Source organism: Aquimarina gracilis, from assembly GCF_035285365.1.
Lineage (GTDB): Bacteria > Bacteroidota > Bacteroidia > Flavobacteriales > Flavobacteriaceae > Aquimarina > Aquimarina gracilis.
In genome coordinates this window covers 356,732-370,471 of record NZ_JAYKLX010000006.1, presented here as the reverse complement: position 1 = coordinate 370,471, position 13,740 = coordinate 356,732, and the positions used below count along the sequence as shown (strand labels likewise).

Annotated in this window: 13 protein-coding genes and 1 pseudogene; 3 read left to right on the top strand and 11 right to left on the bottom strand. The window is 34.2% G+C overall.

The genetic code is table 11. From position 1 onward, the window contains the following. Positions 1 to 86: 86 nt before the first annotated feature. From U6A24_RS14520 to U6A24_RS14495, 6 genes are all read right to left on the bottom strand, one after another. A complete protein-coding gene (locus U6A24_RS14520; protein ID WP_324180714.1) occupies positions 87 to 1,193 on the bottom strand; it encodes a helix-turn-helix domain-containing protein in 1,107 nt (368 codons plus the stop codon). A 137-nt stretch (positions 1,194 to 1,330) separates the two neighbouring features. Continuing rightward, positions 1,331 to 2,188, bottom strand: a complete 858-nt coding sequence (locus tag U6A24_RS14515; RefSeq protein ID WP_324180713.1) for a tetratricopeptide repeat protein — start codon at positions 2,186 to 2,188, stop codon at positions 1,331 to 1,333. Next, positions 2,178 to 3,059, bottom strand: a complete 882-nt coding sequence (locus tag U6A24_RS14510; RefSeq protein WP_324180712.1) for a hypothetical protein — start codon at positions 3,057 to 3,059, stop codon at positions 2,178 to 2,180. Before U6A24_RS14510 ends, U6A24_RS14515 begins: the two co-directional genes overlap by 11 nt. Before the next feature lie 65 nt (positions 3,060 to 3,124). After that, a complete protein-coding gene (locus tag U6A24_RS14505; RefSeq protein WP_324180711.1) occupies positions 3,125 to 3,502 on the bottom strand; it encodes a DUF2200 domain-containing protein in 378 nt (125 codons plus the stop codon). Between the two features lie 108 nt (positions 3,503 to 3,610). After that, positions 3,611 to 3,817 carry a helix-turn-helix domain-containing protein gene (locus U6A24_RS14500; protein WP_324180710.1) on the bottom strand — a complete coding sequence of 69 codons (207 nt, stop codon included), beginning with the start codon at positions 3,815 to 3,817 and terminating at the stop codon, positions 3,611 to 3,613. A 2-nt stretch (positions 3,818 to 3,819) separates the two neighbouring features. After that, positions 3,820 to 4,365, bottom strand: coding sequence for a DUF2975 domain-containing protein (locus U6A24_RS14495; RefSeq protein ID WP_324180709.1), 546 nt, complete (start codon positions 4,363 to 4,365; stop codon positions 3,820 to 3,822). 824 nt (positions 4,366 to 5,189) lie between these two features. Here U6A24_RS14495 and U6A24_RS14490 point away from each other — a divergent pair. The 3 genes from U6A24_RS14490 to U6A24_RS14480 are packed head-to-tail and all read left to right on the top strand — an operon-like array spanning position 5,190 to position 10,338. Further along, positions 5,190 to 7,049, top strand: coding sequence for a DNA topoisomerase IV subunit B (locus tag U6A24_RS14490; RefSeq protein WP_324180708.1), 1,860 nt, complete (start codon positions 5,190 to 5,192; stop codon positions 7,047 to 7,049). 25 nt (positions 7,050 to 7,074) lie between these two features. After that, positions 7,075 to 9,723, top strand: coding sequence for a DNA gyrase/topoisomerase IV subunit A (locus tag U6A24_RS14485; RefSeq protein WP_324180707.1), 2,649 nt, complete (start codon positions 7,075 to 7,077; stop codon positions 9,721 to 9,723). A 30-nt stretch (positions 9,724 to 9,753) separates the two neighbouring features. Then, complete coding sequence (locus tag U6A24_RS14480; RefSeq protein ID WP_324180706.1) at positions 9,754 to 10,338, top strand: M23 family metallopeptidase; 585 nt, start codon at positions 9,754 to 9,756, stop codon at positions 10,336 to 10,338. 19 nt (positions 10,339 to 10,357) lie between these two features. Here U6A24_RS14480 and U6A24_RS14475 read toward each other — a convergent pair. The 5 genes and pseudogenes from U6A24_RS14475 to U6A24_RS14455 all read right to left on the bottom strand — a co-directional run bounded on the left by U6A24_RS14475 (position 10,358) and on the right by U6A24_RS14455 (position 13,735). Further along, positions 10,358 to 10,935: pseudogene (locus U6A24_RS14475) on the bottom strand (PhnA domain-containing protein). 37 nt (positions 10,936 to 10,972) lie between these two features. Then, the gene (locus tag U6A24_RS14470; RefSeq protein ID WP_324180705.1) at positions 10,973 to 11,362 is read right to left on the bottom strand and encodes a lipocalin-like domain-containing protein; all 390 of its coding nucleotides are present in this window, start codon (positions 11,360 to 11,362) and stop codon (positions 10,973 to 10,975) included. A 62-nt stretch (positions 11,363 to 11,424) separates the two neighbouring features. After that, complete coding sequence (locus tag U6A24_RS14465; protein ID WP_407654049.1) at positions 11,425 to 12,414, bottom strand: FAD:protein FMN transferase; 990 nt, start codon at positions 12,412 to 12,414, stop codon at positions 11,425 to 11,427. A gap of 156 nt (positions 12,415 to 12,570) precedes the next feature. Further along, a complete protein-coding gene (locus tag U6A24_RS14460) occupies positions 12,571 to 13,017 on the bottom strand; it encodes a hypothetical protein (protein ID WP_324180704.1) in 447 nt (148 codons plus the stop codon). Positions 13,018 to 13,288: 271 nt separating this feature from the next. Further along, a complete protein-coding gene (locus U6A24_RS14455) occupies positions 13,289 to 13,735 on the bottom strand; it encodes a GNAT family N-acetyltransferase (protein WP_324180703.1) in 447 nt (148 codons plus the stop codon). Between the last annotated feature and the right edge of the window lie 5 nt (positions 13,736 to 13,740).

Here is a 13,740-nt window from a genome sequence, read left to right as displayed (position 1 = left end):
ATTGATGAAAACAAAACTAAAGGCACTTCTAATAACTTTTAAGAAAAACAGCAGAAAGAATGTCCTAAAAAAAAATACTGGACGTATTAGTTTTTGAGACTTGCTTTGTATTGGGTAGGCGTCAAACCAGTAACTTTCTTAAAAACAGCATTAAATGAAGATTTTGAACTAAAACCAGCATTTTCGGCAATGGCCAATAGCGTGTACTTTTTTTGATCTTCGGTTTTTAAAAGCGTTTTCACTTTTTCAATTCTTGACCGATTGACATACTCTGAGAATGACATTTTAAATGACTCGTAAATGAATATCGATAATTCTTTTTCATTTGTTTCAATTAGAGATGCCAGGTCTGACAGTTTTAGATTTTTATTTGTAAAAACCTCTTCTACATTCATCCAATGTTCGAGTTTTTGTGCTAATATACTCGATGTTTTATCTTCAATTGAATTTTGCTTTTTAAGCCTAAACGTGTTAAATAAATAGTTGGATTTTGTAAGGGACTCAAATCCTACCCAATAGATATAAATTGAATTTAAAATTAAAATGAAGGAATAGACGATCCCATTATATTGATCACCTACAATATGCACAATTACTGCTAGTATTAAGTTGAAAATTATAACAGCTATAAATACGTAAGAAAATTTTAAAAGCCACTTCCAATTTTTTTGAGAAATCTTAGTTCCTCTTATTTGAGTTTTGTATCGTATTAAAAATTTTACCGATAGGCTTAATAAAAGAAGGTTGAAAATCAAATAGGCGTATTCGTTATAGGTAAAGAACCCTGTTTTGTATACATTCCAAAAGATATCTTTATCTACACCTGTATGAAGTTTTATATACCAGTACGTTCGTAATATACCATAAAAGATAGCTGGTAAAAATAGAAGGTAATCGTATTTTGAAATGACTTTTTCTTCTTTGGATATTTGACTTTTTATAAAAAAATAAAAACCAACTGCGATAAGATACTTATATGGAAAAGGGAAAGAGGTCAAAGGAATAATCCCCAGGATCGAAATCTTCATATACATGAGTGCATATGTGAGATTAAAAAAGGATAATGAAAACAAAAAAAGAGCAAAATTATTAAATGCGGCCTTATTCTCTTTCTTTTTGAAATATAAATAGATACAAAGCAAAAATCCTTGTATGGCTCCAAAAAGAACTAGTATCGCAATTATATTTAGCATTCAATGTTTTTTTTTAAGACTTTTAATTATGAATAATGTTACAAACTTATGAATGTTAAATTATTGCCGACGCCTTTTGTCTGTTGTATCTACTTCCCGCAAGAAGCATATGCATACACAAATTGTTACCTATTGGTTTATTTTTTTATTATACTATTTAAGTAAAATTTTGCCATTTCAACATTTGAGACAGTAGAGTTTGGATCAAATATAACATTCACAAGTATTTTTGTTGCTTTTTTAAAATCTCCATTTTCATTACTAAAAATAGCTTTATTAATTAATAACACTCCTTTGGTTTCAATGTCGGGGTCTTGTGCAAGTCCTTTTTCAATAGCATTTAGTTTTTCTTCGGTTGTATCCAAAAAAAGTGCATAGTCTTTCCATATTGGGGCAAACGTATCTGCTTCATCAAGTAATTCGCGTATCGCAGACTTGTTAACAAATCGATTTATAGAACCTTCACCCGTTAAAAGTCCCTCGAGCTCAAGTAAAAGGTAATTTTTATAAACTCCCTTTTTTAGATTTCCCACTTTTTCTCTTTGTAGTGTATGTAATGCAACCTTGGTAGCATAAAATCCTTTTGGAGCAATTTCATCGGCAAGTTGATAATATTTCAAAGCATTTTCATAATCATCTTCCAAAAGATAAAGTACCGCCAAATTGTAAATAGGGTATATCCAATTTGGTGCTTCCTTATGTGCTTTTTTGAATTCTTCTATTGCTTTTTTATTATCTGTCTCTTTTTGATATTTTTTTCCTTGTTCATAAAACGAACTTGCTAATTGGGTTACATCATTCTTTTTGTAATAGACTGCATCATAACTAAATGTTTCTGTATATTTTTCTAATTCTGTCTTAGAAATTTTGTTTCCTTTATCATCGGCAAACTCAATGTTTGCACTAGTATTGATATCCAGTTTTTTTTCTGTTTTCTGTTGACAAGAAAATATTAATATCAGCAGTATTAATAATCCAAAAATTTTATTCCTCATGTATTGTTTTTTTTAATTCAGAATTTTTAATCAGCCAAGTTATGGCTATTGTATAACCAATAATTGGGGAAATTCCATACCCTAAAAGGGGGACGGGAAAGTTGCCAAAAATAGTAGATAACAATACGATACTGAAGTAAATTCCTAAGCTAATAGAAATTGATTGATTAATTCTGGTTTTAAAAAGAAAAAAGGGTAGAGGCAGTACTATCAAAGACAAAACTGCCAGGATAAATAAAACTATCCCCATTTCCCAAGTCATTGAGAGAATCCCTTCTACGTAGTCAACAGGTGGTAATTCGTCTAGAAAGAACCAAGATAAAATTGACATTAATACGGGTAAACTTAGAACGACATATTGTATTTTCTTCATAACATGCTTACTTAGAAAAAAGAGAGCGGCAATTGAAAATGCTGTCACTTTAGAAGCATCTGGTTGAAAAAAAAGTATAGTAATAACTCCTAAAGTTAGCAGTACTATGAGCCACCAATTTTTTAATCTTACTATCTTTTCTAGTTCAATCAACAATATTGGCAATACTATACTGCCGATATTCAAACTAATTATTCCAATTGATAAATATCTATGAACGTTACCCGTACCAGAGTGGATAAATGTTAGGGTTAATAATAGAATACTCAAAAGAATAACTATTGAGCTATTTGTTTTAGGTAATTTGTGGTGAGAAAGGATAAAATACGAGAATATACTTACCATGATTAATCCCGCTAAATTCTGTAGCCAAATAGAGGATGAAACATTGTGATAATACATTGTGAAAACTCCCAATACTATAGATGGCGTCATGAATAGCATTGGTAAAATTCGATAGAGGTTGTGTCTCATGTTTTTGGGGAATCCACGTTTCATAATGGCGTATAATGTTCTTGCTAAACCGGGTTTTAATGCAGTTTAGGTTTTGTTAACAACAGTTGCTACTTTTTTCCTTGACGCAAAATTTTCTCCATTTTACGACCTCTTGCCAATTCATCAATCAACTTTTCCATTTGTCTACATTGTTTGTACACTTCAAATTCATCTTCTATTTCTTCAATTCGATAACCACAAACGACTCCTTTAATCATGTGAGCGTTTGGATGTATTTTAGCTTTTCGAAAAAATGTTCTATATGTTGCTTTTTCATCAATAAGTGCTTGTAAAGCATCTTGATCAAAACCAGTAAACCAGTTAATTACTTGGTTGAGTTCTTCTTTTGTTCTACCATTCTTCTCCAATCTATTCAGGTAAAGTGGATAAATGGATGCAAATATCATATTAGCAACTTTTTCATTTTTTTCGGCTGTAACTTTCATTTTATTTGATTTTGAATTGATTGGTGCTAACGAAATATACAAAGATTATCTAGGGGAAGAGTGAGCAAAAAAGTAACAATGAACTACAGACATTGTTGTGCGTAGTTTTTATTCTTTTTTATATTCCAAAATATCTCCTGGTTGGCAATCCAAAGCTTTGCAAATCGCTTCTAAAGTAGTAAAACGAATTGCCTTTGCCTTTCCGGTTTTTAGAATGGAAAGGTTTGCAGGTGTAATTCCTAGTATTTCAACTAATTCTTTTGATTGCATTTTTCGTTTTGCAAGCATAACGTCTAAATTAACTACTATTGCCATAATTAAATAGTTAATTCGTTTTCTTCTCTAATACTAATGCCTTCTTTAAAAACATCTGATAAAAAGAACATCAAATAACCCAAAATCAGGAAGACAATTAATTCGGTTGACAAAAGATCAATTACTCTACTGGAAGTTTGCGCCCAAGCAAGAAAAGCGATATCAATAATTAACGTGCCAAACGCAAAAGCAAGAAATAATTTCCCAGCTTTTTTAAATGCTAAACTAACTTCTTGTTGAAAAATCTTGTTTTCAGCGAATAATTTTGTTGTTCTATTCAGTTGATGAAGCCCCAAAATTATAAATCCAAAAACTATAATGTAAGCAATGGCAAAAGTTAAATAAGTTGATATAGAGATTTCAACATTACTATTGGTTAAATTAACTTTCGAGAAAAAAGGTTCATCAGGTAGGCTCCATTTTTTTATTAGCTGAAAAGTCCATTGCAAATAATCAATCAGCTTCATTAATACGAAAATAATTCCGATGATGTAAATGGTATTAAAGGCTTTTATTCCTTTATCTATTTGTTTTGTTTTGTTTTTCATTTTTATAAGTGTTTGTTATTGCAAATCTATAAAAAATTATTGATAAACAATAAATAAATACTTAAAAACAGTAAAAATATTTATATTTTACTGATTATCAAAATGTTAGTTTTCTACAAACTATATTCAACGTTTAATATCCGTGTGGTAGCAGAACAAAATGTTATACCATTTTCACCAAAAAATGCTTTACCTCCGTGAGAAATAAGTTCTATACCGTTTTCGTAAAAGTCCCAGAACTCTCCTTTAAACCAAGAACTAATTCGGCTTGAGGGATTATCATCAACTTCTGGCCATTTATCATCATCAATTAGACCTAATTAAAACTTTATGATATTTGAATGCTATCCAAGGTTTGTATCGAGAGTGTTCTCATTCTTCCTTTTCAAGTTTTCTAAGAAAGTCTTTTTGAAGCTTTTTTTAGAGTTAAATTCCTTTTTATTCTTGCACTACTGTTTATAGTTTTTAACTTTTTGTTTTCTCTATGATTTTCATTTAGAAGGATTTCGGAAATTTTTTCTAAATTATTGGTTTATTTTCATTTACATTCGTTTGTAAACATTTATAAGCGTCTGTAACTACTACTTAAAGTACACAATTTTCAACCCAAATACCTTACCCGCGACCCACATCTTGATGTTACGCCTATTTAGATATGTAGTAGTATTATAACATAAAGGTAGTTCTAGATCAAATATCTTCTAATGCATTGTATACCAAATAATCAACAAAATCCGTTATGGATTTGTTAATTACTTTGTAGGAAGCCTGTTTTAATTCTGTAAGTGATGCCTTATATTAGCAGGCATTCTACCCAAAATTTTATGAGCAAGGAAACCAAATATACCGAAGATAATATACGATCCCTCGATTGGAAGGAGCATATCCGCATGCGACCAGGGATGTATATTGGTAAGTTAGGCGATGGATCATCTGCAGACGATGGAATTTATATTTTACTAAAAGAGGTTCTCGACAACTCTATCGATGAGTATGTAATGGGAGCCGGTAAAACGATCGAGATATCGATACAAGGAGATAAAGTAATAGTAAGGGATTATGGTCGTGGAATTCCGCTGGGAAAAGTAGTGGATGTAGTTTCCAAAATGAATACAGGGGGTAAATATGACTCTCGTGCCTTTAAAAAATCAGTAGGTCTTAATGGAGTGGGTACCAAGGCAGTAAATGCTTTGTCTACCTATTTTCGTGTAGAGTCTACCCGTGATGGTAAATCGGCCTCTGCAGAATTTGAAAAAGGGAACCTTACCAATCAGGATAGTCTAGATGAAACCTCACGCAGACGCGGTACCAAAGTAACTTTTGTACCCGATGATTCGATTTTTAAGCACTATAAGTATCGTACCGAGTATGTGGCCAAGATGCTTAAGAACTATGTGTACCTTAATCCGGGACTTACCATTATTTTTAATGGAGAAAAGTATTTTTCCGAAAATGGATTAAAAGATCTTCTTTCAGATAATATCAATGTAGAAGATCGATTATATGATATTATTCACCTTAAAGGTGACGATATCGAGATTGCTATTACCCATAGCAAAACGCAATATAGCGAAGAGTATCATTCGTTTGTAAACGGACAACACACCACACAAGGAGGAACGCATCAAGCAGCGTTTCGCGAGGCGGTAGTAAAAACCGTGCGAGAGTTTTACGGAAAGAACTATGAAGCCAGTGACATACGAAAATCTATTGTATCTGCAATTAGTATCAAGGTGATGGAGCCTGTTTTTGAAAGTCAGACCAAAACAAAATTGGGTTCTACAGATATGGGAGGTGGTTTACCTACGGTAAGAACCTATATCAATGACTTTGTAAAGAAATACTTAGATAATTTCTTGCATAAAAACCCAAACACGGCCGAGAGCCTGCAACGTAAGATCTTACAGGCAGAACGTGAGCGTAAAGATTTATCTGGAATACGAAAACTGGCTCGCGAACGTGCCAAAAAAGCCAGTTTGCACAATAAAAAGCTTAGGGATTGTCGTATCCATCTTACCGATAGCAAAAAAGATCGCAATCTGGAGAGTACGTTATTTATAACCGAGGGTGATTCGGCAAGTGGGTCGATCACCAAATCTCGTGATGTAAATACGCAAGCCGTATTTAGTTTACGCGGAAAACCACTGAATAGTTACAATATGAGCAAAAAGATTGTATACGAGAATGAAGAATTCAATCTTTTACAAGCCGCTTTGAATATCGAGGAATCTCTTGAAGATTTACGTTACAACAATATTGTAATCGCTACCGATGCCGATGTCGATGGAATGCACATTAGACTACTGTTAATTACGTTCTTTTTACAATTCTTCCCCGAGGTGATCAAAGAAGGACATTTATATATTCTACAAACACCACTGTTTAGAGTAAGAAATAAGAAAGAAACAATTTATTGCTATTCTGAACAGGAACGAAGGGATGCGATTCAAAAATTATCTGGTAAACCCGAAATTACACGATTTAAGGGGTTGGGAGAGATTTCGCCAGATGAGTTTGTTCATTTTATTGGTGATGATATGCGATTAGACCCTGTGATGCTCGATAAAGAAAAGTCGATCGAGGAGCTACTGTCGTTCTACATGGGAAAAAATACACCAAAACGACAAGAGTTTATTATCGATAACCTAAAAGTAGAGTTAGATACCGTAGAGGAAAAGTTATAATTTTTTAAGTGCCCCTGGGATAAATATGGATTTGGAAAACGAAAACGAAGAATTACATCACGAATCAACACCCGAAGATCACAATCCACAAGAAGTGATCACCAAAGTTACGGGTATGTACAAAGACTGGTTTCTGGATTATGCGTCTTATGTAATCCTGGAACGTGCTGTACCCGCTATAGAAGATGGTTTAAAACCGGTACAGCGCCGTATTCTTCATTCTATGAAGGACCTTGATGACGGTCGATACAATAAAGTAGCAAATATTGTGGGGCATACCATGCAATATCACCCGCATGGAGACGCCAGTATTTCTGATGCTATGGTACAAATAGGTCAAAAAGACCTATTGATCGATATGCAAGGGAACTGGGGGAATATCCTAACTGGTGATAGAGCTGCGGCTTCTCGTTATATCGAAGCACGTTTGTCCAAATTTGCTCTCGATGTAGTGTATAATCCAAAGGTTACCGATTGGCAGCTGTCCTATGATGGACGTAAAAAGGAACCAATTAACCTGCCAGTAAAATTTCCATTATTGTTGGCGCAAGGTGCAGAGGGGATTGCTGTGGGATTGAGTACCAAAATTCTTCCTCATAACTTTGTAGAGCTTATCGATGCGTCAATAAAGCATTTGCAAGGGAAACGATTTACAATATTACCAGATTTTCCAACATCAGGGATAGCAGACTTTACCAACTATAATGATGGTAATCGTGGAGGAAAAGTACGTGTACGTGCACAGATTTCACAACTCGATAAAAATACGCTGGTCATTACCGAAATACCATTTTCTACCACTACCACGTCGCTTATAGATTCAATTCTAAAAGCCAACGATAAAGGGAAGATCAAAGTCAAGAAAATCGAAGACAATACGGCTGCAGAAGTTGAAATATTGGTGCATCTTCCGTCAGGAATTTCTCCAGACAAAACAATCGATGCCTTATATGCTTTTACGAATTGTGAAGTTTCTATTTCTCCGTTAGGATGTGTGATTGAGGAGAATAAACCTAATTTTATTGGTGTTTCTGAAATGCTACGTCGTTCTACCGATAATACGGTAGAATTATTAAAACGAGAACTAGAGATACAATTAGATGAACTTCAGGAACAATGGCATTTTGCTTCGCTGGAACGTATATTTATCGAGAACCGTATTTATAGGGATATTGAAGAGGTTGAAACCTGGGAAGGTGTAATTGAAGCTATCGATAAAGGATTGAAACCTCATATTAAACATTTAAAACGAGCGGTTACCGAAGAAGATATCGTTCGGTTAACCGAAATACGTATCAAACGAATCTCAAAATTTGATATTGATAAGGCACAACAAAAAATCGAAGCCCTTGAAGCAGATATTGCACAAGTCAAACATAATCTTGAACACCTTATCGAATTTGCTATAGATTATTTCAAGAGATTGAAAACTACCTATGGTAAAGGAAAAGAACGTAAGACTGAAATTAAGATTTTTGATGATATCGAGGCTACCAAGGTAGTAATACGTAACACAAAGTTGTATGTAAATCGAGAAGAAGGATTTGTAGGAACTTCATTGCGTAGAGATGAATACGTAACCGATTGTTCTGATATCGATGATATTATCTGCTTTACTTCCGAAGGTAAATTGATGATTACCAAGGTTGATTCTAAGACGTTTATAGGTAAAAATATCATTCACGTTGCGGTCTTTAAGAAAAAAGATAAGCGTACCATCTATAATATGATCTATCAAGATGGTAGAGGTGGAGCATCCTATGTAAAACGTTTTGCAGTAACAGGAGTAACTCGTGATAAGGAGTATGATCTCACGCAAGGAAAGAAAAGCTCTAAGGTTACCTATTTTTCTGCCAACCCAAACGGGGAAGCCGAGGTAGTGACTATTTTCTTGCGTCAGGCCGGAAGTATCAAAAAACTGAAATTTGATCTTGATTTTTCTGACTTATTAATCAAAGGAAGAGGAGTAAAGGGAAACATCGTTACAAAATACAACATCAAGCGAGTAGAACTTAAAGAACAAGGAGTTTCGACCTTGAAGCCTCGCAAAATTTGGTTTGATGATACGGTACAACGCTTAAATGTTGATGGTAGAGGAGAGCTTCTTGGTGATTTTAGAGGTGAAGATCGCTTATTAATTATTGATCAAAGAGGAATTGTTAAGACGATGATTCCCGAAATGACACTGCATTTTAATGCAGATATGATCGTTCTTGAAAAGTGGAAACCTAAAAAACCTGTTTCTGCTATTTATTGGGACGGAGAAAAAGAACGATACTATGTAAAACGATTCTTAATCGACAGTCCAGAAAAGGAAGAATTGTTTATCTCTGAGCACCCTAAGTCGTTCTTAGAAGTGGTTTCTACAGATTACAAACCCATGGCCGAGATTGTTTTTAATAAGCTTCGCGGTAAAGATCAACGACCAAATGAAGAGGTGAATTTGGAAGAGTTTATTTCAATTAAAGGGATTAAGGCTCTTGGCAATCAGTTAACAACACATAAAGTAAAGCAGATTAATTTACTGGATCCTTTGCCTTATGAAGAGCCAGAACCGCTTCCGCCAGAAGAAATAGAGGTAGTAGAAGAAGAAAATGTGTCTTCTACAGATGATAGTTCAGTTTCCGAAGAAGCTTCTAATAAAGGTGATGGTGAACAACCCACGTTGTTCTAAAAGACAGAACTTTTAAAAACTCATTTTGAAATGATTACGAGTACCACAAAACGCTTTTGGGTAGTTCTACTCACTTCTATTGGATTTTTGGTGCGTAATCGTGATCTTAGAAGATGGTTTTGGATTCCTGTTCTAATAGTTTTGCTGGGTTTTTTAATTCCACAACATATGATCATTCCTGTGCAAGGAGCCACTACAAAAAACTGGGATGATAATTCTTTCTGGGCATATCCCTGGGGGACTTCCATAACTCATAAAGGAATAGATATTTTTGCAGATAAAGGAACTCCTGTTATCGCTGCGACCAAAGGTTTTGTGGTGTATACGCATGAAGGAGGAAAAGGAGGGAAGTCGGTCATGGTACTAGGGCCGAAATGGCGATTTCATTATTATGCACATTTAGATGCGATTGATACCTTTCCGTTTGCGCCGGTAAAAGCAGGTACTGTATTGGGTACCGTAGGCGATACGGGTAATGCAAAAGGAAAACCACCTCATTTGCATTATGCAATTACTACGCCTTTTCCTTATTTTAAATTACGTGATGATAAGGCTGTACAAGGATGGAAAAAGATGTTTTACCTGGACCCTGATACCTGGCTCCGGCAACAATAAGTTTTGAGAATCAAAAAGATTAAGATTTCTTAACGAACTTGGTAAGAATCACAATGTGTTGTCCATTAACACGGCCTTCAATATGCTCAGGGTTATCATGTGCCAAAGAAATATTTCTCACGGCCGTACCTCTTTTGGCTGTGAAATTGGCTCCCTTTACATTTAGGTCCTTAATCAGAACTACATTATCTCCTGCTTGCAATAGTGCGCCGTTAGAATCAATATGTTTTACAACATCCTCTGGATCATTTCCTTCTCCTGTAGTTGTGCCCACGCCATTGTGTCTTCGTCAAGATAAAGCATATCTAATAAATCCTGTGGCCATCCTTCTGATCGTAAACGATTTAAGATTCGCCAAGCCATTACTTGTACAGCAGGAACCTCGCTCCACATACTGTCGTTAAGACAGCGCCAATGGTTTGGATCCATTTTTTCTGGGTCTTCAATCTGTTCCAGGCAAGTTTGCGAAATAAGTATATGGCTTTCTATACCCTTTCCGGGAGATTTTGGAACTTCATATACTATTAGATTTTCGGTATCACCCGAAAGTTCACACGCAGCAGAGCTGCGTGCGTATAATTGTTTTTCTAAATTCATTCTATCCTATTAGGAAACTATCCCATATAATTGGGGATTAATTGATCTTTTTTTCGGCGGGAGCGGTATAATTTCCAGAAGTTTTTACAAGCTCTAAGCTTTTTTTTCCTTTCTGCATAGTCATTTTTTGAGCAGATAACTCGGTAATACTAAATTTTGATAGTATTTTATTTCCTGAAGATAAAGAAAGTGTTTTGTCTGAACTGTTATAGCTCCACGTTCCCTTAATCTCTCCATTTGGGTTAACTACTACAAAATTCCCATCTGCTGTAAACTCATACATAGTCTCAAGGCTAGGACCTGCATCGGTTAAGCTACTCGTTTGATTATATTTCCATTTTCCTACTAACTGATTATTAGTATCTTGCGCATTTATAAATAGCGTAAATAATGCTGCAAACAAGCTTAAGGTTATTGTTCTTTTCATTTTAGATTTGTTTTGGATAAAGATAATAATTTAATACCATCTTTATGATTTGGGTTATAAATTTACATTTTTTCTACTTCAATGTGATTTGAGGTGTGTATGTTTCCTTGATCATCTATAATAATGCATTCAATCTTAGGTAATTGATTTATTCTGCTTATACCCACGTCTTTTCCCATTACAAAGATTGATGTGGCTAGTGCATCAGCAAGTTCGGCTTTTGGCGCAAAAACTGTAACGCTCACAATTCCTGTAGAGGGGTAGCCGGTTCTTGGGTCAATGATGTGAGTGTACCTTTTCCCATTAAATGACACATATTTTTCGTAATCGCCAGAAGTAACAACGGCTCCATTGTGAATAGGCAATAATCCAAATGCCTGGGCTTTATTAAGAGGGTTAGTAATGGCCACTTTCCAATCTTCTCCATTAGGTTGTTTTCCCCAGGTATTCATATCTCCAGAGGCATTAATAATTCCGGCAACCACTTTGTTTTTGATTAATAGATCTTTTGCTTTATCGGCGGCATAACCTTTCCCTATTGCCCCGAACCCAATTTTCATTCCAGGTAACTTCAAAAATACAGTACGATTTTTTTTATCGAGAATAATATTTTGATAACCTACTTTAGTAATCGAGGCCTTTATTTCTTTGTCTGTAGGTATTTTAGACATGCTTCCATCAAATTTCCATATTCTATCCATTGATGCATAACTAACATCAAAAGCGCCATCAGTTAAGCTGGATAGTTTCAAAGAACGATCAATAAGATCAAATAATTCTTGGTTTACTTTTACGGGAGTAACTCCTGCATTTCTATTAATTTTTGAGGTTTGAGAATTTGGATCCCATGACGAAATAAGTTTTTCTATCCTAGATATTTCAGAAATTGCTGTATCGATATGTTGGTTTGCGTTTACAGAATCCTGAGCTACAACAGTAATATCAAAACGGCTTCCCATAAGCAAAACCACCCTATTGTATGACTGTTGCCCCTGTGATGTTTTAATCACAAAGAAAAGTAGGATAGGAGTAATGAATTTTTTAAGTCTCAATTTTGTTTCTAATTAATAGGGTAAAAGTAATTATACGAGTTGATTAACGTGTCGAAATAATCATCTTTCTTTTTAAGTAAATCAAGGTGTATGCCAAAACTAAAAGCCTCGGAGCTTATAGTTCCGAGGCTTTTGATTTTAAATTATATTGTGCTTTTACAATCCGGCAAAATTTATCGAACTTTCTAATACTTTAGAGAAATCGTAATAGTCACTTAATGCCTTTTTATTTACATGATCGATAAGAGAGTAGTTTTGTTGAATAAGAATTGTAGTAAAGTCATCGATTCGAAAATTTAACATTTTTGCTTCGACCACATCTCTTTTCCATTGCTTTTTCTGTTTTTTGGTCATGGACCCCTCTAGGATCATTTTTTCGTATTCAACAAGTTTGATGGTTAATTCTTTACATCTCTGAATCATGGATTCGTATTCGTCGATAGAATATTTTATGTTATCAACTCGAGAAATATTATTTTCTTCCTGGTCATTTACCTCAATGGTAACATTAGAGTATTCCGTTTTTGGGGCAAAATTTTCTTGTTGAGCATTTATTCCCACACAAGCCAGCCAGCAAATAACAAATAGCATACTATTTTTCATATTCCTAATAATTATTTGTTAACATTTATTATGATTTGATAACTCGAATTAAGGTGATTATATTGTAATCATATTAAAATTATCGTATTTTTTTAAGAACTTTTCGTCGAAAATCTTTTTTGTCCGATTAAATACGATATTTTTTCTTTTCAAAATTGTATTAGCTTAATAATCAAACTTTTTTATTGATTATCAGATAATTAACGTACTATTATTCTTTTACTTGTTAACACTATGTTAATTAATTGAATGTTAAAGCAGTAAGCAATCTTTATTTTACCAATAAAAGAACCTTGTCATTATATGTGTCATTACACCATTTATATTTTGACAAAACCTTTTTGGGAATTTCAAAATTGTATTCTTCATGGTTTTTGAAACCAAATTGCCAGTAAAAGTTTGCCAGGTGAGAAAATGGCAGACACCATATTTTCTTAGTTTGGTCAGATTGTGTAAGTAAATGTTTCACAATTTCATTTGCTATTCCCATTCCTCGGAACTCTTCGAATACATACATGCCGCCTAATTCGAGGTTTTCTTGATCAATATGGGTAATTCGACCAAGACCACATGCTACAGTTCCTTTGTTGGCAATGGCGATATATTCTGTATCATAATTTGAAGCTATAAATCCTATTTGCTGATATACATCGTTGATCCATTGGATTTGTGATTTTTCGGCTTTTTGTATTGTTATATTTTGATCTTGTGAAATCAAGATGT